The sequence below is a fragment of the Nonomuraea turkmeniaca genome, from assembly GCF_005889735.1.
GTDB lineage: Bacteria > Actinomycetota > Actinomycetes > Streptosporangiales > Streptosporangiaceae > Nonomuraea > Nonomuraea turkmeniaca.
This window is the reverse complement of sequence record NZ_VCKY01000049.1, coordinates 31,088-51,708: the sequence shown is the minus strand read 5'-3', so window position 1 is coordinate 51,708 and position 20,621 is coordinate 31,088. Positions and strand designations below refer to the sequence as shown.

General features: G+C 70.1%; 17 protein-coding genes. 13 read left to right on the top strand and 4 right to left on the bottom strand.

Annotated elements, in window-relative coordinates; all coding sequences use genetic code 11:
- The coding region (locus ETD86_RS16905) for a hypothetical protein (RefSeq protein WP_211370098.1) at positions 1–324 on the bottom strand (324 nt) is incomplete at its 3' end.
- Between the two features lie 360 nt (positions 325–684).
- Between ETD86_RS16905 and ETD86_RS16900 the strand changes: the two genes are divergently transcribed.
- Genes ETD86_RS16900 through ETD86_RS16885 form a run of 4 tightly spaced genes read left to right on the top strand, consistent with a single transcriptional unit; the run spans position 685 to position 4,489 of the window.
- Positions 685–1,803 carry a polyamine ABC transporter substrate-binding protein gene (locus ETD86_RS16900; RefSeq protein WP_138667104.1) on the top strand — a complete coding sequence of 373 codons (1,119 nt, stop codon included), beginning with the start codon at positions 685–687 and terminating at the stop codon, positions 1,801–1,803.
- 5 nt (positions 1,804–1,808) lie between these two features.
- Complete coding sequence (locus tag ETD86_RS16895; protein ID WP_246147955.1) at positions 1,809–2,675, top strand: ABC transporter permease; 867 nt, start codon at positions 1,809–1,811, stop codon at positions 2,673–2,675.
- Complete coding sequence (locus ETD86_RS16890) at positions 2,668–3,453, top strand: ABC transporter permease (RefSeq protein ID WP_138667103.1); 786 nt, start codon at positions 2,668–2,670, stop codon at positions 3,451–3,453. Before ETD86_RS16895 ends, ETD86_RS16890 begins: the two co-directional genes overlap by 8 nt.
- Positions 3,440–4,489, top strand: coding sequence for an ABC transporter ATP-binding protein (locus ETD86_RS16885; RefSeq protein WP_138667102.1), 1,050 nt, complete (start codon positions 3,440–3,442; stop codon positions 4,487–4,489). Before ETD86_RS16890 ends, ETD86_RS16885 begins: the two co-directional genes overlap by 14 nt.
- Positions 4,490–4,521: 32 nt before the next feature.
- Here the strand turns inward: ETD86_RS16885 and ETD86_RS16880 are convergent, their stop codons facing one another.
- Positions 4,522–5,127 carry a TetR/AcrR family transcriptional regulator gene (locus ETD86_RS16880; protein ID WP_170223115.1) on the bottom strand — a complete coding sequence of 202 codons (606 nt, stop codon included), beginning with the start codon at positions 5,125–5,127 and terminating at the stop codon, positions 4,522–4,524.
- Positions 5,128–5,251: 124 nt separating this feature from the next.
- Between ETD86_RS16880 and ETD86_RS16875 the strand changes: the two genes are divergently transcribed.
- The 6 genes from ETD86_RS16875 (at position 5,252) to ETD86_RS16850 (ending at position 12,858) form a co-directional block, all read left to right on the top strand.
- Positions 5,252–6,523, top strand: a complete 1,272-nt coding sequence (locus tag ETD86_RS16875; RefSeq protein ID WP_138667101.1) for a glycosyltransferase — start codon at positions 5,252–5,254, stop codon at positions 6,521–6,523.
- Positions 6,524–6,537: 14 nt separating this feature from the next.
- Entirely contained in the window at positions 6,538–7,935 is a 1,398-nt protein-coding gene (locus ETD86_RS16870; RefSeq protein WP_138667100.1) for an aminobutyraldehyde dehydrogenase, read from the top strand.
- Between the two features lie 254 nt (positions 7,936–8,189).
- On the top strand, positions 8,190–11,453 hold the full coding sequence (locus ETD86_RS16865; protein ID WP_138667099.1) for a sensor histidine kinase: 3,264 nt from the start codon (positions 8,190–8,192) through the stop codon (positions 11,451–11,453).
- Positions 11,450–11,872, top strand: a complete 423-nt coding sequence (locus tag ETD86_RS16860; RefSeq protein WP_090935862.1) for a roadblock/LC7 domain-containing protein — start codon at positions 11,450–11,452, stop codon at positions 11,870–11,872. The genes ETD86_RS16865 and ETD86_RS16860 overlap by 4 nt, the downstream gene beginning before the upstream one ends.
- Positions 11,873–11,894: 22 nt before the next feature.
- A complete protein-coding gene (locus tag ETD86_RS16855) occupies positions 11,895–12,299 on the top strand; it encodes a DUF742 domain-containing protein (protein ID WP_241564763.1) in 405 nt (134 codons plus the stop codon).
- A complete protein-coding gene (locus tag ETD86_RS16850; protein ID WP_138667098.1) occupies positions 12,280–12,858 on the top strand; it encodes a GTP-binding protein in 579 nt (192 codons plus the stop codon). Before ETD86_RS16855 ends, ETD86_RS16850 begins: the two co-directional genes overlap by 20 nt.
- A gap of 137 nt (positions 12,859–12,995) precedes the next feature.
- Here the strand turns inward: ETD86_RS16850 and ETD86_RS16845 are convergent, their stop codons facing one another.
- Together ETD86_RS16845 and ETD86_RS16840 are read right to left on the bottom strand one after the other, a co-directional pair.
- The gene (locus ETD86_RS16845) at positions 12,996–14,282 is read right to left on the bottom strand and encodes a M1 family metallopeptidase (protein WP_138667112.1); all 1,287 of its coding nucleotides are present in this window, start codon (positions 14,280–14,282) and stop codon (positions 12,996–12,998) included.
- Positions 14,279–18,124, bottom strand: a complete 3,846-nt coding sequence (locus ETD86_RS16840) for a Pls/PosA family non-ribosomal peptide synthetase (protein WP_138667097.1) — start codon at positions 18,122–18,124, stop codon at positions 14,279–14,281. Before ETD86_RS16840 ends, ETD86_RS16845 begins: the two co-directional genes overlap by 4 nt.
- Before the next feature lie 224 nt (positions 18,125–18,348).
- Here ETD86_RS16840 and ETD86_RS16835 point away from each other — a divergent pair, with 224 nt between their 5' ends.
- The 3 genes from ETD86_RS16835 to ETD86_RS16825 all read left to right on the top strand — a co-directional run bounded on the left by ETD86_RS16835 (position 18,349) and on the right by ETD86_RS16825 (position 20,618).
- On the top strand, positions 18,349–19,143 hold the full coding sequence (locus ETD86_RS16835; protein ID WP_138667096.1) for an SDR family oxidoreductase: 795 nt from the start codon (positions 18,349–18,351) through the stop codon (positions 19,141–19,143).
- 163 nt (positions 19,144–19,306) lie between these two features.
- On the top strand, positions 19,307–20,296 hold the full coding sequence (locus ETD86_RS16830; protein ID WP_138667095.1) for a pirin family protein: 990 nt from the start codon (positions 19,307–19,309) through the stop codon (positions 20,294–20,296).
- 1 nt (position 20,297) lies between these two features.
- A complete protein-coding gene (locus ETD86_RS16825; RefSeq protein WP_138667094.1) occupies positions 20,298–20,618 on the top strand; it encodes a tetratricopeptide repeat protein in 321 nt (106 codons plus the stop codon).
- Positions 20,619–20,621: the final 3 nt, after the last annotated feature.

The following is a 20,621-nucleotide window of genomic DNA, read 5'->3' as shown; positions in this document are numbered from 1 at the left end:
GGCGAGGGCGAGGGCGAGGTGGAGGTCGGCGGTGAGGCGGCCGAGGTCGGCCGCGAAGGTGGTCGTGCCGGCTTCGGCTTCGTCGACGCACCATTCCCAGCCGTCCCGAGCCTCCGGCAGGTACCCGGTCACCAGGGCCAGGAGACAGTCGCGTCCGTCCACCGGGCCGGTCAGGGCGGCGTAAGGAGGGGCGGTGTCGTTGAACCCCGCCTCAACGAGGTGGGCGAAGATCTCGGGAGCGGGATGGGGAAGCGGCACCGGCGGCGTCAGCCACTTCACGACGACCTGCTCGTCCACCACGACCGAGTAGTTCGTCTGGTCCACGTGGGCGCCGAAATCACGCTCAGCTGGGACCCCAGTGTGGAGATCCCCGCGTTCGTACGAGAGGGTTGGCAACGGAAGGAAGCGGCGTACGGCGAACGGCGGGGGCGCGTCCCCCTCCAACACCGCCAGAAGGGCGGCCGTGAACCCGCGGTCTCGGGCGGTAAGGGGTTTCTCACCGAGAGAGATCAATCTCTGAGCTATTGAATGCCAATTCAACACGAGTAGCGAACTTCCTGGTGGCAATGTGGGGAAAAGTCTTGCTCATGTTGATTTCTGCTGCAACACTCCTGGTCTGGTCTGCTGTGTCCGGTAAGGTCGCGCGACCCCTCGTACATCGCACATTCAGAAGGAGTAGCGGCCGTGTCCCGTATCCGGTTCACCCGTCGTCTTCCGGCCGCCGTCGCGGTGGCCGGCCTCGCGCTTGCCGTCGCGGCGTGCGGCGGTGAGTCGTCGACCAGCTCAGCAGGCACGACCGCGGCGAAGGCCGACGACCTCAAGCCCAACGCGGACCTGTCGCAGCAGTCGCTCCAGGTCACCGTCTGGGACGGCTACACGCCCAAGGAGCTTCCCGAGAAGGTCAAGGAGAAGCTCAAGGTCAAGGACATGAAGATCGCCCTGCACGCCACCAACGAGGAGGCGATGCAGAAGCTCACCGCCTCCGGCGACAGCGGCATCGACGTGGCCTTCGTGTCCGGCCAGTATGCCCAGGCGCTCAACGAGCAGGGCCTGCTGGAGCCCATCCACGCCGAGCTGATCCCCAACCTGGCCAACCTCTACCCGGAGGCCACCCAGCTCTCCTACGACAAGGGCAACAAGTACTCCGTGCCCTACACCTGGGGCACCACCGGCATCTGCTACCGCAGCGACCTGGCGAAGACCCCGGTGACGAGTTGGAACGATCTCCTCAAGCCGCCGGCCTGGGCCGACAAGAAGGTCACCATGATGACCACGGAGCGCTGGCTGGCCCTGCCCGCGCTCAAGGCGCTCGGCTACTCGGTCAACACCGACAAGGACGACGAGATCGCCAAGGCCAAGGAGCTGCTGCTCGCAGCCAAGCCGCACCTGCTCGGCTACGACGACACGACGTTCGGCGAGAAGCTGAAGTCCGGTGAGGCCGCCATGGTCGAGGCATGGGACGGCTGGTGCCCGACCTCGGAGAAGAACGTCAAGTTCGTGGTGCCGAAGGAGGGCAGCGACCTCTGGGTGGACACCATGGTGATCATGAAGACCTCCAAGAACAAGGAGGCGGCGCACGCCCTGATCAACTACATCCTCGACCCCGAGATCCACAGCTGGGCCGCCGCGAACATCAACTACAAGGTCCCCAACAAGCCCGCCATGGAGAAGGTGCAGGTCCCCGAGGGCTCGCTGCTCGGCATCAAGCCGGCCGAGCTGCTCAACGGTGAGTCGATCATCGACCTGGGCCAGGCGTCGACCAAGTACACCCGCCTGTCGACCGAAATCACGGCGCAGTCGTAATTGCGGTGAAGTCAGAGGCTAAGGCCCGGCCGGCGCCCCGCCCTAGGGGACGCCGGCTGGGCGCGTTCGTTTTCCTTTCGCCCGGCCTGACCTACCTGGTCGTGTTGCTGCTGGCGCCGCTGGCGCTGGTGCTGAGCTACGGCGTCTTCCAGCGCGGGCGCTTCGGCGGCGTCGTGTACGAGTTCACGACGGAGAACTTCACCCGCTTGATCGACCCGCTCTACCTGGGCGTGGTCGCCGGCTCGTTGAAGATCGCGGGCCTGACCACGCTGATCGCGTTGCTGGTCGGCTATCCGACGGCGTACGTGATCGCGCAGCTGCCGCCCAAGTGGAAGACGATCGCGCTGGTCGCGGTCGTGCTGCCGTTCTGGACGAACTTCATCATCCGCGTCTACGCCTGGATCATCCTGCTCAGCGGTCCTGGGCTGGTCAACAGCGGGCTGGAGGCGTTGGGGCTGGGGCCGTACGAGCTGCTCTACAACCAGGGCGCGATCGTCACCGGCCTGCTGTACTCGTACCTGCCGCTGATGGTGCTGCCGCTGTACTCGGCGATCGAGCGGCTCGACCCGCAGCTGCGGGAGGCGTCGGCGAACCTCGGGGCTTCCGGATTCACCACCTTCAGGAAGATCACGCTGCCGCTCACGGTTCCGGGTGTGCTGACCGGGTGCCTGTTCGTGTTCGTGCCCAGCTTCGGCAACTTCGTCATCCCCGAGATCCTCGGCGGCAACAAGTCGATCATGGTCGGCAACCTCATCCGCGACCAGTTCCTCAAGGCGCGCGACTGGCCGTTCGGCGCGACGCTGACGCTGGCGCTCATCGCCGTGCTGATCGTGCTGCTGATCGCGCAGGCATGGGCGGCCCGCCGTGCGTAGGTCCAAGTTCCTGTACGTCCCGTTCTGGGCCACCTACGTCTTCCTCTACCTGCCGATCGCCGTGCTGGTGGTCATGTCGTTCAACGCGGGCAGGTCGCCGTACACGTACGAGGGGTTCAGCCTCAAGTGGTACGGCGAGCTGGCCGCGGACGAGCGGGTCGCCACGGGGCTGGTGAACACGTTGATCGTGGCCACCGGCTCGACCGCCATCGCCACCGTGCTGGGCACGCTGCTGGCCGTCGGGCTGGCCAGGTACACCCGCTCCAAGACCCTCGACGCGCTCGCACTCATGCCCGCCGTGCTACCGGACCTGGTGCTGGCGATCGGGTTGCTGGTCTTCTACGGGATGATCCAGCTGACGCTCGGTCTGTACTCGGTGACCCTCTCGCACGCGCTCTTCTCCATGGCGTTCGTGGCAGCGGTGGTGCGGACCCGGCTCTCCAACGCCGACGCCTCGCTGGAAGAGGCCTCGCGCGACCTGGGCGCCGGACCGGTGATCACCTTCATGAAGATCACGCTGCCGCAGCTCGCGCCCGGCATTCTCGCGGGGGCGCTGCTGGCGTTCACGTTGTCTCTGGACGAGTTCGTGATCGCCTTCTTCACGATCGGGAACGCCGAGCCGACGCTGCCGATCGTCATCTACTCAATGATTCGTTTCGGGGTGACCCCGAAGATCAACGCGCTGGCCGCGATCCTGCTCCTGGTGAGCTTCACGGCGGTGATCGCCGGGCAGCGGATGACCAAGATCGGGGAGAGAGGGTCTCGTGCTCAAGATTGACGGCGTGTCCCGCACGTTCGGGAACGTCACCGCGCTCGACGACGTCTCCCTCCAGATCGAGCAGGGCGAGTTCTTCGCCCTGCTGGGGCCCTCCGGGTGCGGCAAGACGACGCTGCTGCGCATCGTCGCCGGGTTCGAGACACCCGACGCGGGCAAGGTGACGCTCGACGGGGACGACCTGCTGGCCAAGGCGCCCAACCGGCGGCCGATCAGCCTCATGTTCCAGTCGTACGCGCTCTTCCCGCACATGACCGTGGCCAAGAACGTCGCGTACGGGCTGGAGCGCGAGCGGCTGTCCCGCCAGGAGATCAAGCAGCGCGTCGGCGAGGTGCTGGAGACCGTCGGGCTGTCGCAGCACGCCTCCCGCAAGCCCGCGCAGTTGTCCGGCGGGCAGCGGCAGCGGGTCGCGCTGGCCCGCTCCATCGTCAAACGGCCCCGCCTGCTCCTGCTCGACGAGCCGCTGTCGGCCCTGGACAAGAAGGTCCGCGCGGACATGCAGCTGGAGCTCAAGCGGCTGCAGCACGAGGTCGGCATCACGTTCGTGGTCGTCACCCACGACCAGGAGGAGGCCATGTCGCTGGCGGACCGCATCGCGGTCTTCGACAGCGGCAAGGTGCGCCAGGTGGACGAGCCTGTCGCGCTCTACGAGCGGCCGCGTTCGCCGTTCGTGGCCGACTTCGTGGGTGCCAACAACCTCTTCCGCGGCACCGCGAGCGGCATGGAGGCGCTCAAGAGCGACGAATTCGGCATGTTGCCGGGCGCGCCGCTGACGGAGCTCGTAGCGGGCTCCGCGGCCCTTCTGGCGGTACGGCCAGAAAAGGTGGAGCTCGCCGACGAGAGCGCCGTCAGGGGCCTCGCGGGCAACGTCCTGGACGTCAGCTTCTACGGCGGTGTGTCCCACATCTCCGTGGACGTGCCCGGGCATCCCAAGCCGCTGCTGGTGGCCGTGCAGGGCGCGAGCACCGTGCAGGCGGGCGCCAAGGTCAAGGTGCGCTGGAAGGCCCAGGACGCCGTGATCATGGCGGTCGACCGATGAGCCGCGAGGCCATGAAGAGCATGAGGCGGGGGTCAGAATGCCAGGTCGTGGCCCGTGGCCGCACGGGCGTACGACAGGATCAGCGCGGCCGCCTCATCCGGGCCGATCACCGGGTGCCTGGCCGTGATGCGGTAACCGTACGCATCCTCCAGGGCGACCAGGTTGCGCGCGATCGTCAGCGAGTCCGAGCTCAGCCGGAAGACGCCGAGCGCGGCCCCCGTGTCGAGGATCGCCTGGTACATCGAGACCTGGCGGTCGTAGAGCGAGGTGAGCAGGACGCCGTAGACGCGGTTGCGGCCGGCGGCCCCGCCCAGCTCGTTGAGGAGGCGCACGTCCGGGTCGAGCGGCCCGGTCGGCAGCCCCGACCTGATCGTGACGACCAGCTTCTCGGCCGGGTCGGTGAAGTCGGCCAGCCGGCGCATCCGCTGCTCGTAGAAGCGCTCCATCCCCGCGTGCTGCGCCTCGACCAGCAACTCGCCGAGGTCGGGGTAGTGGTAGAGGACGGCTCCGGAGGTCAGCCCGGCCTCCTCGGCGACGTGCGAGAGCTGTACACCATCGATGCCGTGGCGGACGATGGCCTTGCGCGCGGCCTCGATCAAGTCGAGACGGCGGTCGCTTCGGCTCTTGCGCTTGGTCACCCTCACCACCTTCACGTGTTCGGCTACCGTTCAGTTAGCCGTGACCATAGTGCACTTAACTTGACCTTCACGCTAGACAAGTTTTGAATTCCCCTTCAATTCGCTGAAGATCCCCGGAGTGTCGATGTCTCTCACGATCCTGTTCATGCCGGAAAGCGCGTACGGCCCGACCAACAACTCCATCGGCATCGGCGACATCCTGCGCCGCCGCGGCCACCGCGTCGTCTTCGCCGCCGAGGCGTCGTGGAAGGGCAAGCTGGAGGCGCTCGGCTTCGAGGAAGACCTGGTCGACCTGGCGCCGCCGCCCGAGAACGCCGAGGAGCAGGACCCGGGGCAGTTCTGGAAGGACTTCATCCGCGAGACCGCGCCCGAATACCGCAAGAGCACGCAGGAGCAGCTGGAGACCGTTACCGCGCCCATCTGGGCCGAGTTGATCGAGGGCGCGAAGTACTGCGAGCCGCAGCTCAAGGCCATCATCGACCGGGTGAACCCGGACGTGATCGTCGAGGACAACGTGATCACGTTCCCGGCGCTGCTCACGGCGGGCAAGAAGTTCGTCCGCATCGTCTCCTGCAACCCGCTGGAGGTGCGCGGTGAGAACATCGCGCCGGTCTTCTCCGGACTGCCCGCGGACGACCGCTCGCAGTGGGACGCCTTCCGCGCCGAGTACGACCGCACCCACCGCGAGCTGTGGAGCGCCTTCAACGAGTGGTCCGTCGAGCAGGGCGCCGAGCCGCTGCCCGACCTCGACTTCATCCACGAGGGCGACCTGAACCTCTACGTCTATCCGGAGCTCCTCGACTACACCGACGCCCGCCCGCTCGGCCCGACCTGGCACCGGCTCGACTCCTCGGTCCGTGAGACCGACGAGGACTTCACGCTCCCCTTCCAGCGTGACAACGGCTCGCTGATCTACTTCTCGCTCGGCTCGCTCGGCTCCTCCGACGTGGAGCTCATGCAGCGGGTGATCGACGTGCTGGCCACCACGCCGCACCAGTACATCGTCTCCAAGGGCCCGCTGCACGAGGAGATCAAGCTCGCCGACAACATGTGGGGCGCGGAGTTCCTCCCGCAGACCAAGATCATCCCACAGTGTGACCTGGTCATCACCCACGGCGGCAACAACACCACCACCGAGGCGCTGCACTTCGGCAAGCCGATGATCCTGCTGCCGCTCTTCTGGGACCAGTACGACAACGCCCAGCGGGTCGATGAATTGGGCTATGGTGTCAGGCTTTCGACCTACACCTTCACCGACGAGGAACTGACCGGGGCGATCGCGCGGCTGCTCGGCGACACCGAGCTGCGGGCGCGGCTCGCCGCCGCGGGCGAGGAGATCCGGGGTCGCGACGGCCTGCGCCGGGCCGCGGACCTGATCGAGCAGCTCGGCCAGTAAGGACATGACCTTCCATGCGTGAACTGATCAACCCCGCCACCGGACTCCCGTGTGCCGAAGTTCCGGACACGCCGGTGGAGGGTGTGGCGTCGGCCGTACGTACCGCGCGTGCCGCGTACGAGGAGTGGTCGCAGACCACCCCCGCCGAGCGCGCGCGGCTGCTGCTGCGGCTGGCCGACCTCGTGGAGGCCGACGCCGAGGAGCTGACCAGGCTCGAAGTGGAGGAGACGGGCAAGCCGGCGGCGGTGTTCAGGGACGGCGAGCTGCCGTTCGCCGTGGACAACCTGCGCTTCTTCGCCGGTGCCGCCCGATCGCTCGACGGCTCGGGCGCCGGGGTGTTCAGCCCTGGCTACACCTCGGTCATGCTGCGCCGTCCCGTCGGGGTGGTGGGGTCGATCGCGCCGTGGAACTTCCCGTTCGTCATGGCCGTCTGGAAGGTCGGTCCGGCAGTGGCGGCCGGCAACGCGGTGGTGATCAAGCCGGCGCCGCAGACGCCGCGGACGACGTTGCGGCTGGCCGAGCTGTTCGCCAAGGCAGGCGCCCCTGAGGGGCTCGTCCAGGCGGTCACCGGCGACGCCGAGGTCGGCCAGGCGCTGGTCACCGATCCCGGCGTGGACATGGTCAGCGTCACGGGCTCCACGGAGACCGGCAGGGCCGTGATGTCCGGTGCCGCGGCCACGCTCAAGCGGGTGCACCTGGAGCTCGGCGGCAAAGCCCCGGCGCTGGTGTTCGCGGACGCCGACCTGGCGGAGATGGCCCGCGGGGTGGCCATGGGGGCGACCTACAACACCGGGCAGGACTGCACGGCCGCGACCCGCGTCTACGTGGCGAGAGACGTCTATGCCGACGCGGTGGAGGCAATGCGGGCAATTCTTGCTGAAATTTCCGTCGGTGACCCCTGGGATCCGGCTACGGACATCGGTCCGCTGATCTCGGCCGCTCACCGGGATCGGGTGCACGGCTTCGTCGCCCGCTCGGGCGGGCGGGTGCTGCACGGCGGTGTCCCGCTCGACGGGCCCGGCTTCTTCTATCCGCCCACACTTGTGACCGATGTCGCACAAGACAGTGAGATCGTACAAGGAGAGCTGTTCGGGCCGGTCCTGGTCGTGTTGCCCTTCGACGGCGAGGATGAGGCGGTCCGGCTGGCCAACGACACCAGGTACGGTTTGGCGTCGTCGGTGTGGTCGCGTGACGTGTCGCGCGCGATGCGCGTCTCGCACCGGCTCGATGTGGGCGTGACCTGGGTGAACGATCATCTTCCCATCGCCAGCGAGGCGCCGCACGGCGGGGTGAAGGGCAGCGGGTTCGGCAAGGACATGAGCCAGGAGGCGGTGCTGGAGTACTCGGTGACGCGGCACCTGATGGTCAAGCACGCGGCACCGGCCGAACGGGACTCGTTCCGGCCCGCCTGAAAAACACGTACGGAGCTATGCGCCCTGAAGCGCTGCTATGGGCGCACTTGATGGGATATGTTCGGTTGGCCGATCTGGTACGGGTTGTGTTCCAATTACCCAGCCGGACGGAATCCCATGCGCCCCACGCGTGACTGATTTTCTTTCGAGCACGTACCGGCGAGAGGTTGCGAGAGTCAGTGAGGACGAAAGACCCCAGGCACACGCGGTCAGGGGAGTACACAGGCGGAAGATTCCGGCTGGCTAACTGGCGTGTGCGCTCGAGGCTGGTCGCGCTCATCCTCATCCCCACCGTCGTGGGCGTGCTCCTCGCCGGCGTCCAGCTGGCCAACGCCATCGGGACCAGTGCCGAGTACCGGCGCCTGACCCAGGTCGCCGAGCTGGTCCAGCGCATCGGCGCGCTCAACCACGAGCTCGGCAAGGAACGCACGCTCACCGCGTGGTACGTCGCCGACCGCGACAGGGCCGGGCGCTTCGTCCAGCTCAAGACCCAGCGAGAAGCCACCGACAAGGTCAAGGCGCGAGTCCTGAGCGCCGCGTCGGCCATCGACGAGACGCACTCCACCCGCGTCCAGGACGGCGTCGAGAACCTGCGCCGCTGGCTCGAAGGCCTCGACAGCCTCCGCGAGTCCATGGTGAGCAACGTGCCGGCACGCGCCGCCATCGGCACGTACAGCACCATGATCGGCGTCTTCACGTCGGTCCAGGACGGCCTCGGAGACGGCGTCAACGACGACGGCCTCCAGCGGGACGTGGCCGCGCTCGGCTCGCTGGAGCGCATGAAGGAGGAGGTCTCGCGCCAGCAGATCATCCTGATCATCGCGCTCGTCGAGCGCGAGCTGGACAACGAGGCCCTCACTGACTTCCTGGGCTCCTGGAACAAGCAGCAGGCCGAGCAGGCCGCCTTCGAGCAGGAGGCCGCGCCCGCGGACCTGCGGGCATATCAGCAGGGCGTCAAGGGGCAGCAGATCGACCGCGCCGACGCCATGCGGCAGCGCGCGCTGGCCCAGGTGCGCGAGTACAACCGGATCAGGGACCTCGACGTCACCACCCGCAGGGACCTGAACTTCTGGTACGACAGCACCACGCTGACCACCACCGCCATGCGCAAGGTCGAGGACAACCTGGCCACGAAGATCGTGACCACCACCCGCGACCTGAGCGACACCGAGCAGCGCAACGCGATCATCTCCGGCGCGATGATCCTCGTCCTGCTGCTGCTCGTCCTGATCATCACCACCCGCGTGGCCGGCTCGCTGGTCCGCCCGCTGCGGCGGCTGCGGGCAGAGGCGCTCCAGGTCGCCACCACCCGGCTGCCCGAGACCGTCCGCGTGCTGCGCGAGTCCGGCGAGGGCGCGCAGGTCCCGGAGGTCCCCTCGGTCGGCGTCAACACGCGCGACGAGATCGGTGAAGTGGCGCGGGCGTTCGACGAGGTCCACCGCGAGGCGATCCGGCTGGCCAGCGACGAGGCCAAGCTGCGCGCCAACGTCAACGCCATGTTCGTCAACCTCTCCCGCCGCAGCCAGACGCTCGTCGAGCGGCAGCTGCAGCTCATCGAGGGCCTGGAGCAGGGCGAGGAGGACGAGCAGCGGCTCGCGAACTTCTTCCGCCTCGACCACCTGGCCACCCGCATGCGCCGCAACAGCGAGAACCTCCTGGTCCTCGCCGGCCAGGAGGCCGCGCGCAAGTGGAGCGAGCCGGTGCCGCTGGTCGACATCGCCCGCGCCTCGCTGTCGGAGGTCGAGAACTACGAGCGCGTCCAGATCCAGATCCCGTCCGGCACGCTGATCGTCGGCCCGGCCGTCACCGACGCCGTCCACCTGCTGGCCGAGCTGATCGAGAACGCGATCTCGTTCTCCCCGCGCGAGAGCAAGGTCACCGTCACCAGTGCGCCGGCCGAGGGCGGCGTACTGGTCACCATCAACGACCTGGGCATCGGCATGAGCCAGGAGGAGCTGGGCGAGGCGAACTGGCGGCTGGCCAATCCACCGGTGGTGGACGTGTCGGTGTCGCGCCGCATGGGCCTGTTCGTGGTCGGCCGCCTGGCGCTGCGGCACGGCATCAGGGTCCAGCTCAGCATGCGGGAGGCCGGTGGCCTGAGCGCGCTGGTCATGCTGCCCGACATGCTGATCACCAGCGCGGCCGGGGTGCCGCAGCAGGGTGGGCAGTACGAGGCGTTCACGTCGTTCGACCCGAGCATGTTCGGGCAGCCGTCGACGAACGGGTCGGGACCGCGGCACTCGATGCCCTCCGCGGATCCGTCCCACCAGGTGGTGGACACGGAGTGGCCGGGCTCGGTGCCTGCGCCGGGGACCGGCGCCTGGCCGTCCTTCGGCGAGCAGCCTGCGGCGTTCGGCGAGCAGCCGGGGGTGTTCCGGGACCAGCCGGCGGCGTTCGGCGAGCAGCCGGGCGCGTTCGGGGACCAGCCTGCGGCTTTTGGAGAGCCCGCCGCGTTCGGGGAGCAGCCGCCTGGCGGGATGCCGGGCGGTGTACCGGGTGGCGAGCCGCGCTGGCCGTCGTTCGCCGATGAGCCGCCCGCTGCCCGGCCGCAGGACGAGCAGCGTTGGTTCGAGGAACCCCGCTGGCCGTCGTTCGCGGAGGAGCAGCCGTCCGTGCCCGCGCAGCCCCCCGCGCCCGCGCAGCCGACGTCGTTCGCCGAGAACCGGTGGCCGTCGTTCGCCGAGCAGCCGCCTCCCCTGGAGGAGGAGGAGCCGCGCTGGCCCTCGTTCGCCACGGAGCCGCCGAAGGACCAGGGCGACCCCGACCCGTGGTCGCCCTTCGCCGACCCGCTGCCGCGCAGGTCGATGTTCGAGTCGGAGGACCGGCCGCGGCCGCAGTTCGGCGACGACTACCGCGTCCCCTTCGGTGAGGAGCCCAAGCCCGCCGACAGGTTCGAGCAGAACGGGCACTCCGACTTCGATCGGTTCGGGCCCGGCCGGTACTCGTCCCAGGACATGACCGGCCCGCTGCCGGTGGTGCGCAACTCGCCCATGGAAGAACAGGGCGAGGAGTTCCTGCCGATCTTCTCGTCGGTCGGCTCGGACTGGTTCCGCCGGCCGGAGCCCGAGCAGCTGAGGCCGCGCTCCGAGCCACCGTTCCCATCCGAGCCGCAGGCGGCCGCCGGGCCCTCGTACGAGGAAGAGTCCGAGACCACCGCCGTGCACCCGGCCATCCCCACGGACGCGCCGGCGCCTACGGGGAGGTCGGGGTTGCCGCAGCGCAAGCCGGGTCAGTCGGGGGCAGGCGCGTCCTGGTCGTCGCCCGCGGACTCCGGCTTCCAGGCCGCGCAGGCGGCCGCCCAGCCCGCGCAGGGCGGTACGACGCCCTCGGGGCTGCCGCGCCGCGTGCCCAAGGCCAACCTGGTGCCCGGTACGGCCAGCCTCGCCGAGCCCCAGCCCACGTCACCGGCGCCGCAGATCTCGCCCGAGCGGCTGCGCAACCGGCTCTCCAGCTTCCAGCAGGGTGTCCGGCAAGGCCGGGCGTTCACCCGGGGCGAAGAGAATGAGGAGGACAAATGAGAGAGATGAGCCAGGGAGCACGCGGCATTAGCTGGCTGATCACGGACTTCGTGAACAATGTGCCAGGCGTCGCGCACACGGTCGTGGTCTCGTCCGATGGTTTGCCGCTGGCCTTCTCCGAGGGTTTTCCCAAGGACCGGGCCGACCAGCTCGCGGCGGTCGCCTCTGGTGTGATCAGTTTGACCCAGGGCGCCGCGCGGGTCTTCGAGGGCGGCATGGTGACGCAGACTGTCATCGAGATGCAGCGCGGGCTATTGATGATCATGTCCATCAGTGATGGATCCTGCTTGGCGGTCCTGGCCGCGCCCGACTGTGACATGGGCCTGGTGGCTTACCAGATGACCCTGCTGGTCGAGCGTGCGGGGCAGGTGCTGACCCCGGCCGTACGCGCAGAGCTGCAAGCGGCCCGCCCCCGCTAGCGGGGGTGGGTGACAGGAGATCATGGTGACAGGTCAGGGTTGGGCTGGTGATAGTACTCCGCCGCATCCGGCGGCTCCCCGTCCGCAGAAGCCGAGCTCCCTGGTACGGCCGTATGCCGTGACCGGGGGGCGCACCGCGCCGCGGATGAAGTTCGCCATGGAGGCACTGGTGTCCTCCGTGACGTCGGAATACCAAGACATTTCCCTACTAAGTCCGGAGTATCAGGCGATCATTCAGTTGACCCGGAACGTCCGGTCGGTTGCTGAGATCTCTGCCCTTTTACGCCAGCCCCTTGGCGTGGTCCGGGTGCTGATCGCCGACATGGCGTCGGAGGGCCTGATCCGCGTGCACCAGCCTGCGCTGGACGCGGGAAAGCCGGACCTCAACCTGCTCGAAAGGGTGCTCAGTGGACTTCGCAGGCTCTAGCCCCGGCCTGACCTCGACGAAGATCGTCGTGGCGGGGGGCTTCGGCGTGGGCAAGACGACGTTCGTGGGTGCGGTGTCGGAAATCCTCCCGCTCACCACGGAGGCGGTCATGACGGACGCCTCCGCGCACGTCGACGACGTCTCGCTCACGCCGAACAAGACGACCACGACCGTCGCCATGGACTTCGGCCGCGTCTCACTCGACCGTGACCTGATCCTGTACCTGTTCGGCACGCCCGGACAGCACCGGTTCTGGTTCATGTGGGACGACCTGGTACGTGGGGCGATCGGCGCGGTCGTCCTGGTGGACACCCGCCGCCTGGCCGACAGCTTCCCGGCCATCGACTACTTCGAAGAGGCGAAACTGCCGTTCGTGATCGGCATCAACGGCTGGGACGGCCAGTTCGGGCACGCGGAGGAGGAGATCCGCGAGGCCCTGTCGATCGGCGGCCACATCCCGATCGTGCGCCTGGACGCGAGGCAACGCGACTCCGTCAAGTCAACCTTGATCACCTTGGTGGAGCATGCTCTGACCCGCCACATGCACACGCCCGTATAAGACGTGCACCGGGTGCCGCCTGGAGCAGCCTGCCCGGCGGCACCCACCCCTTGCCCCACTGGACCGTGGGCTGAAGGGAGCCCGCCCCACCGGCGCGACCACTGTCCACCACCAAGGGCGGCTGAACGCCGCCGGGTTCACCGGCGTGGCAGTGGCGCCACGGGAGGCAGCGGTTTGTCGTGCAGCCAGGCGGACAGCAGCGGCCCGACCGGTCGCGAGGTGTGCCGCTGGACGTGTCCGGCGAACTCCTGCGTGGTGACGCTCCCGTGCCGGTGCTCGGTCGTCCAGGCGCGCAGGACCGGAAAGAAGATCTCGTCGCCCAGGGCTTGGCGCAACGCGTGCAGGGCCAGCGCGCCGCGCTTGTAGACGCGGTCGTCGAACAACATGGCCGCGCCGGGATCGGCCAGGACGAAGTCCTGCGGGAGCTGGGTGAGCCGGTGGTGCCAGCGCTGGGCGTGGTCGGCGGCGGGCGGGCCGCCTGACGCCTCCGACCAGAGCCACTCGGCGTAGGCGGCGAAGCCCTCCTGCAGCCAGATGTCGCGCCAGCAGGCCACGGTGAGGCTGTTGCCGAACCACTGGTGCGCCAGCTCGTGCGCGATGAGGCGTTCGAACCCGCGCATGCCGTCCACATGGTTCCTGCCGAAGATCGACATGGCCTGGGCCTCGACCGGGATGTCCAGGTCGTCGTCGGTCACCACGACGGTGTAGCCGGTGAACGGATAGGGCCCGAACCGGTCGGTGAACAGCGCCATCATCTCGCCCTGCCGGCCGAAGTCGCGTCGTACGCGCGTGGCGAGGCGCGCCGGGTGGGCGAGCCGGGTGCCGGCGATCTCGGAGAGCTGGTAGCGCCCGATCTGCACGCTCGCCAGGTAGGTCGCCATGGGCTCGGTCTGGTCGTAGATCCACGTCGTGTTCCCGGCCGTGCGGCGCTTGGCGACGAGCACCCCGTTCGCGATGACCTGGTACGGCGACGCGGTGGTCACGGAGATCCGGTAGGACGCCTTGTCGCCGGGCCGGTCGTTGCACGGGAACCACGAAGGCGCGCCGATCGGCTGGCCGGCGACGAGCGCGCCGTCGGTCAGCTCCTCCCAGCCCAGGCCGCCCCAAAGGCTCGGCACCGGTACGGGGCTGCCCGAGTAGCGCACCTCGATGCCGGCGCGCGCTCCCGCGGGCAGCGGCCTGGGCAGGGTCACGCGCAGCTTGCCCTTGCCGTGCACGTAGCGGGCGGAGCGGCCGTCCACGGTGACGCCCGAGATCCGGAACCTGCCGAGGTCCAGGTCGAGGGCGCTGAGGGGTTCGGCGGCGGACACCGTGAGCCGGGCCGTGCCATCGAGCCGATTGGCCGCGACCCGGTACTTCAGCGTCAGGTCGTAGTGCGAAACGCCGTACCGGTGGTCGCCGTGCTCAGGGAAGTACGACGTCATCGCCACGCCGCGATGGGGTTGCCGAACCACCTGGCCCGGCTCGGCACGGTCTCCCCGCGCATGACCAGCGAGGCGGGACCGATCGTGGTGTCGGCGCCCACCCGTGCGGCCGGCAGGACCACGCCGTGCGGGCCCAGCGTCGCGCCGGCCTCGAGCGTCACCGTGTCCATGCTCATGACCCGGTCATGGAAGAGATGCGTCTGCAGGACGCAGCCCCGGTTGACGCACGCGCCGTCGCCGAGTGTCACCAGATCCGCCTCGGGCAGCCAGTACGTGTCACACGTGACCCCATGTCCAATGCGTGCCCCGAGCGAGCGCAGCCACACGTTGAGCGGCGCCGTGCCCAGCCACGGCTGCGCGAACCAGGGCGCGGCCAGGACCTCCACGAAGTTGTCCGCCAGCTCGTTGAGCCACACGAACGAGCTCCACAGCGGCTGGTTCCCGGCCGGGATCCGGCCGACCAGCGCCCACTTGGCGGCCGTCGCGACCGCCGCCGCGACCACCCCGGCGACCAGCATGACCACGCCGGACAGGGCGGCCGCCGCGGCGAAGCCGTACCGTGCCGCGAGCCCTTCGAAGGCGGCCGCGACGAGGACGGCGAGCGCGACCGCGCACATCGCGGGCACCACGCGGAACCCCTCGACGAGCGCTCGCGCCGCCTTGAACCGCGCCGGTGGGTCGTAGGTCCGGCTCCTGTCGGCCTCTTCGGCGGTGCGGCGCAGCTCCATGGGCGGCATGCCCACGTACGACGAGCCGGACTTGGCCTTCTTCGGCGCCGCCGACAGCACCCCGACCAGGCCGTCCTTGGGCACCTTGCGGCCCGGTGCGGTCATCCCGGAATTGCCGAGGAAGGCACGCTTGCCGATCCGGGCGGACGCGATGCGCATCCAGCCGCCGTCGAGCTCGTACGGGGCGACCATGGTGTCGTCCGCCAGGAAGGCGCCATCGCCGACCGAGGTCATCGTGGGCAGCGCGAGGACCGTGGACAGCTCGACGCCGCGGCCCACCTTCATACCGAGGGCCCGCAGCCACGCGGGGGTCAGGACGCTCGCGTACAGCGGGAAGAGCCAGACGCGCGCCGAGGCCATCAGCCGTCCCGTCGCCCAGGCCTGCCACGCCTGGCGGCTGTGCACCGGGTGTTGACCCGGGCGCAGGCGCAGCCCGAGCAGCCGCACGCTGACCAGCGTGATCAGGGCGAAGGCCGCCATGCCGGTGATCGTCGCCAGCGGCACGCCGGCCAGGGCGGCGGTGAGGGCCGCGCCGAGCGTGCGGGCGTCCCCGGCGAACGCGGCCAGCACCGCGAGACCGGCTCCCGTCGCGACCGCCGGCAGCAGGCTGAGCACGATGGCGGTCAAGCCGTACAGCGACGCCCAGAAGCGGGACCGGCCGGCCCGCTCTCCTGGCTTGCGTGCCTTGCCCTGCCTGAACGCCGGCGCGCCTGCCCACAACTCGCCTGAGGGTACGGTGCCGGTGACCGCCGACCCCGGGGCTACCCGGGAGTTCTTCCCGATCCTCGCACCGGGCAGCAGCGTCGAGCGGGAGCCGACGGTGGCGCCCGCGCCGATCCGGATCTCGCCGATGTGCAGCAGGTCGCCGTCGTACCAATGGCCGGTGAGGTCGACCTCCTGCTCGACCGACGCGCCCCGGCCCAGCCTGAGCAGTCCTGTGACGGGCGGGGGTGAGTGCAGGTCGGCGTCCGGGCCCACCTTGGCGCCGAGCAGCCGGGCGTACCACGCCATCCACGGCGCACTGGCCAGGTCGGGCACACCGAGCCTGGCCGCGAACTGCTCGGCGAACCACAGCCTCAGATGGACGTCGCCACCGCGCGGGTGGCTGCCCGGCCGTACGCCGCGCAGCAGCAGCCGCGCCAGCGCCGCGGACAGGCCCATCCGTCCCATGGGGGTGACGAACGCCAGCCCGCCCAGGGCCACCCACCACCATGACAGAGCCGGCGCCCACGCCGGCGCGAGCAGGTTGTTGAGTGCGGCGAGCAGCACGATCCAGCGCATCGCGCCGACGGTGAGCAGCGGAACCATGAGCAGGGACTGCACCAGGGCGGCCCGCCGGGGCATGGGCACGACGGGCGGCCGCGCGGGCTCTTGCTCGCTGCTCGCGACCAGGAGCCGCGCCAGCCCGGCGAGCGTCGGCCGCGCGTACACGTCGCCGACCGCCACGTCCGGGTAGTCGGGGCGCAGCACGGACACCAGCCTGGCCGCGGCCAGACTGGTGCCGCCGTCGGCGAAGAAGTCCGCGCCGGGCCCTTCAGGCGCCACGCCGAGGATGCCGGCCCACCGCTCCGCCAGCAGCGCCTCGGCCGGGCTCCACTCGGCCTCGGCCGTGGTCGGCTCGGCCAGCGGCCAGGGCAGCGCATCCCGATCGATCTTGCCGGAGGTCCTGGTCGGGAGCGAGCCGACCGGCGCCAGGCGCGGCACCAGGGCGGCGGGCAGCGAGTCGGCGAGCAGCTCGCGCGCCTCGCCGGTGTCGAAGCCGGGCCCGGTGACGACGTACCCCACGAGCACCTGGTGCCCGCCGCCCGCGGTGCGGACGGCGGAGGCCGCGCCGGTGACGCCGGGCAACGCCTGTAACGCGGCGTCCACCTCGCCCAGCTCGATCCGGCGCCCGCCGAGCTTCACCTGGTCGTCGGCCCGGCCGATGAAGACGAGGCCCTCGGGGTCGGCACGTACCAGGTCACCGCTGCGGTAGGCGCGTTCCCAGCCCAGCGACGGCAGCGGCGCGTACTTCTCGGCGTCCTTCACCGGGTCCAGGTAGCGTGCCAGGCCGACGCCCCCGATGACCAGCTCGCCGCTCTCGCCCATGGCCACCGGCTCGCCCGAGTCGCCGACCACCGCCAGGTCCCAGCCGTCGAGGGGCAGCCCGATGCGTACGGGCCCGTCGCCCGTGAGCCGGGCCGCGGACGCGACCACCGTCGCCTCGGTGGGCCCGTAGGTGTTCCACACCTCTCGCCCCGGTACGGCGAGCCGCTCCGCCAGCTCGGGAGGGCACGCCTCCCCGCCGAAGATGAGCAGCCGGATCCCGCCGAGATGCTCGACGGGCCAGAGCGCGGCCAGCGTCGGCACGGTCGAGACGGCCGTGATGCGCTGGGCCTCCAGCCAGGGTCCCAGGTCCATTCCGGTGCGTACGAGGGCTCTGGGCGCGGGCACGAGGCAGGCGCCGTGCCGCCAGGCCAGCCACATCTCCTCGCAGGAGGCGTCGAAGGCCACGGAGAGCCCGGCCAGCACCCGGTCGCCGGGGCCCAGCGGCCGCTCCCGCAGGAAGAGTCCCGCTTCCGCGTCGGCGAACGCGGCCGCGGACCGGTGCGTCACCGCGACGCCCTTCGGCTTGCCGGTGGACCCGGACGTGAAGATGATCCACGCGTCGTCGTCCGGGAGCGGCGGCGTCACCCCACGCCCGCTTCCGAGCGGCGCGCCCCCGTCGACCGTCAGCTTGCCGGCGATGACGGCGTCCACCCCGGCCTCGGCGAAGACCAGTTCGGCCCGCTCGTCCGGGTCGTCGGCGTCGACGGGCACGTAAGCGGCGCCGGTCGCGAGGACGGCGAGGATGGAGACGTACAACCCGGCGGTGCCCGACGCGATGCGCACGCCGACCCTGGCACCGCGGCCGATGCCGGCTTCGGCGAGCTCGGCGGCGACCCGGTCCACCTCCGCCCGCAACGAGCGGTAGTCCAGGCGCACGGCGCCGTCGTCCAGCGCGAGCGCCTCCGGATGAAGGCGCGTGGTCTCGTCGAGGATGTCGAGCAACGTGCGCGGTGGCGGCGCCAGGAGGCCGGCGGGATAGATGGCGGACGCGGTCTTCGGGCGTAAATCGGCCGAGTTGCGAGACAAACGCTGCTCCCTGAGTCAGGCGGTCGGTGGCGCCTCCCCCGGGAGGGCATATGCCGCGGCATCCGGATCCATCGTGGCCTTCGTGCCACCCCCGTGCCCAACGGCCTCGACAACCGATGCTATTCCTGAAGCCGCCCGATCCTGGAAACCCACGCCCCCGTCACATTCCTCTCTCGCCCGGGGTCACCTCAGCAGTGACCCACGAAACGAGTTTGGAGAAGGCGATGACGTCGACGATTCTGGTGACCGGTGGGACGGGCACGCTGGGGCGCCTGCTGGCGCCGATGCTGCAGGAGGCCGGGTGCGCCGTACGGGTGCTCAGCCGAGGCGGCCACGGACCTGAGAAGGGCATCGAGTACGTGACCGGCGACGTGTCCACCGGCGAGGGGCTCCAGGCCGCAGTGGACGGGGTGGAGACGATCGTGCACTGCGCGGGCAGCGCCAAGGGCGATGAGGTCAAGGCTCGGAACCTGGTGGAGGCGGCGGCGCGGGCGGGTGCCCCGCATGTGGTGTACATCTCGGTCGTCGGCGTCGACCGGGTGCCGGTCGTCAGTGCCGTCGACCGCGCCATGTTCGGCTACTTCGCGGCCAAGCGAGAGGCCGAGCAGATCATCGCCGAGTCCGGCCTGCCGTGGACCACGCTGCGGGCCACCCAGTTCCACGACTGGATCTGGCTGACGCTGGGGCTGATGGCCAAGCTGCCGGTCTTGATGACGTGGGGTGGTGTCCGGTTCCAGCCGGTCGACACCGGTGAGGTGGCGGCCCGGCTGGCCGAGCTCGCCTTGGACAAGCCGGCCGGGCTCGTGCCGGACATCGCCGGGCCGCGCGTGTACAGGATGGAGGAGCTGGCCCGCGACTACCTCAAGGCCGCCGGGAAGCGCCGGTTGATCCTGCCGGTCCGGTCGCCCGGCAAGGCCGCGTCCGCGTTCCGTGCCGGTGCCAACCTCGCCCCCGAGCACGCCGTCGGCCACCGGACCTGGGAGGACTTCCTGGCCGAGCAGGAGCGCCCAGGCCAGTAGGGTCACCACGAGGCGCCGGTCGCCCTCTCGCACCCGAGGGCCTGCCACCTGCCCACCGCGCCCGGCAGCTCCGGCCACGTGGCTTCTCGCGGAGTGGGAATGCAGGACCGCGGCCCCGTGTTGAGGCGGTCAGTAGTTGAATATTAAACAGCTAGGAGGGGCCATGCCCGCCATCACCGCCGACACCCTGACGCTGCCGCGCGTCGCCGCACCCGATCCGGCCGTCGTCGCACGCCGCCCCGTGCGGTCGGTGACGACCGCGCCCAGCGGGTTCGAGGGCGAGGGCTTCCCGGTACGGCGGGCGTTCGCCGGCGTGCCCCAGTCCGCGCTGGACCCGTTCATCCACATGGACCAGATGGGCGAGGTCGAGTACGCGCCCGGCGAGCCCAAGGGCACCCCCTGGCACCCGCACCGCGGCTTCGAGACCGTCACCTACATCATGGACGGCATCTTCGAGCACCAGGACTCCAACGGCGGCGGTGGCACGATCACCGACGGCGACACCCAGTGGATGACCGCGGGGTCCGGGCTGCTGCACATCGAGAAGCCGCCGGAGCACCTGGTGGTGTCCGGCGGGTTGTTCCACGGTGTCCAGCTGTGGGTCAACCTGCCGCGCGCCCACAAGTTCCACCTGCCGCGCTACCAGGACATCCGCGGTCGCCAGGCCGCGCTGCTCGCCTCCGCCGACGGTGGCGCGCTGCTGCGGGTGATCGCCGGTGACCTGGACGGGCATGCCGGGCCGGGCGTCACGTTCACCCCGATCACGATGGTGCACGCGACCGTGAGCCCCGGCGCGCGCCTGGAGCTGCCGTGGAACCCCGGCTTCAACGCCCTCGCGTACGTGCTGGCCGGGCAGGGCTTCGCCGGCGACGAGCGTCGGCCGGTGCGCAAGGGGCAACTGGCCGTCTTCGGTCAGGGCGGGGCGCTGACCGTCACCGCCGACACCGCCCAGCCCCAGGCCGAGCCCAACCTGGAGGTGCTGCTGCTCGGCGGGCAGCCGATCCGCGAGCCGGTCGTGCACTACGGCCCCTTCGTGATGAACACCCGCGCCGAGATCATCCAGGCGATGGAGGACTACCAGGCCGGCCGCCTGGGCGTCGTCCCCGCCGAACGCGTTCCGCACGCCGACGGGCCCGTCCCGGGAAAGGAGTGACATGCCGATCGTGAACCTGGCCGCGGAGTACGAGCGCGGCCGCCTGTACTTCGACTCCGAGGACTACATCGGTGCCGCCGGCATCCTGGCCGGGGTGGTCGAGGCGGCCCCGGAGAACCTGGCGGCCCGGCTGCTGCTGGCCCGCGCCTACTACCACTCTGCCCAGCTCGGCCGGGCCGAGGCCGAGCTCCGGCTGGTGCTGGAGCGCGACCCGGCCGAGGGGTACGCCTGCCTGCTGCTCGGCCGTACGCTGCAGCGCCGGAACAGGCCTGAGGAGGCCGAGCCGTACCTGCGGCTCCACGCTGCGATGACGGGGGAGTGAGTC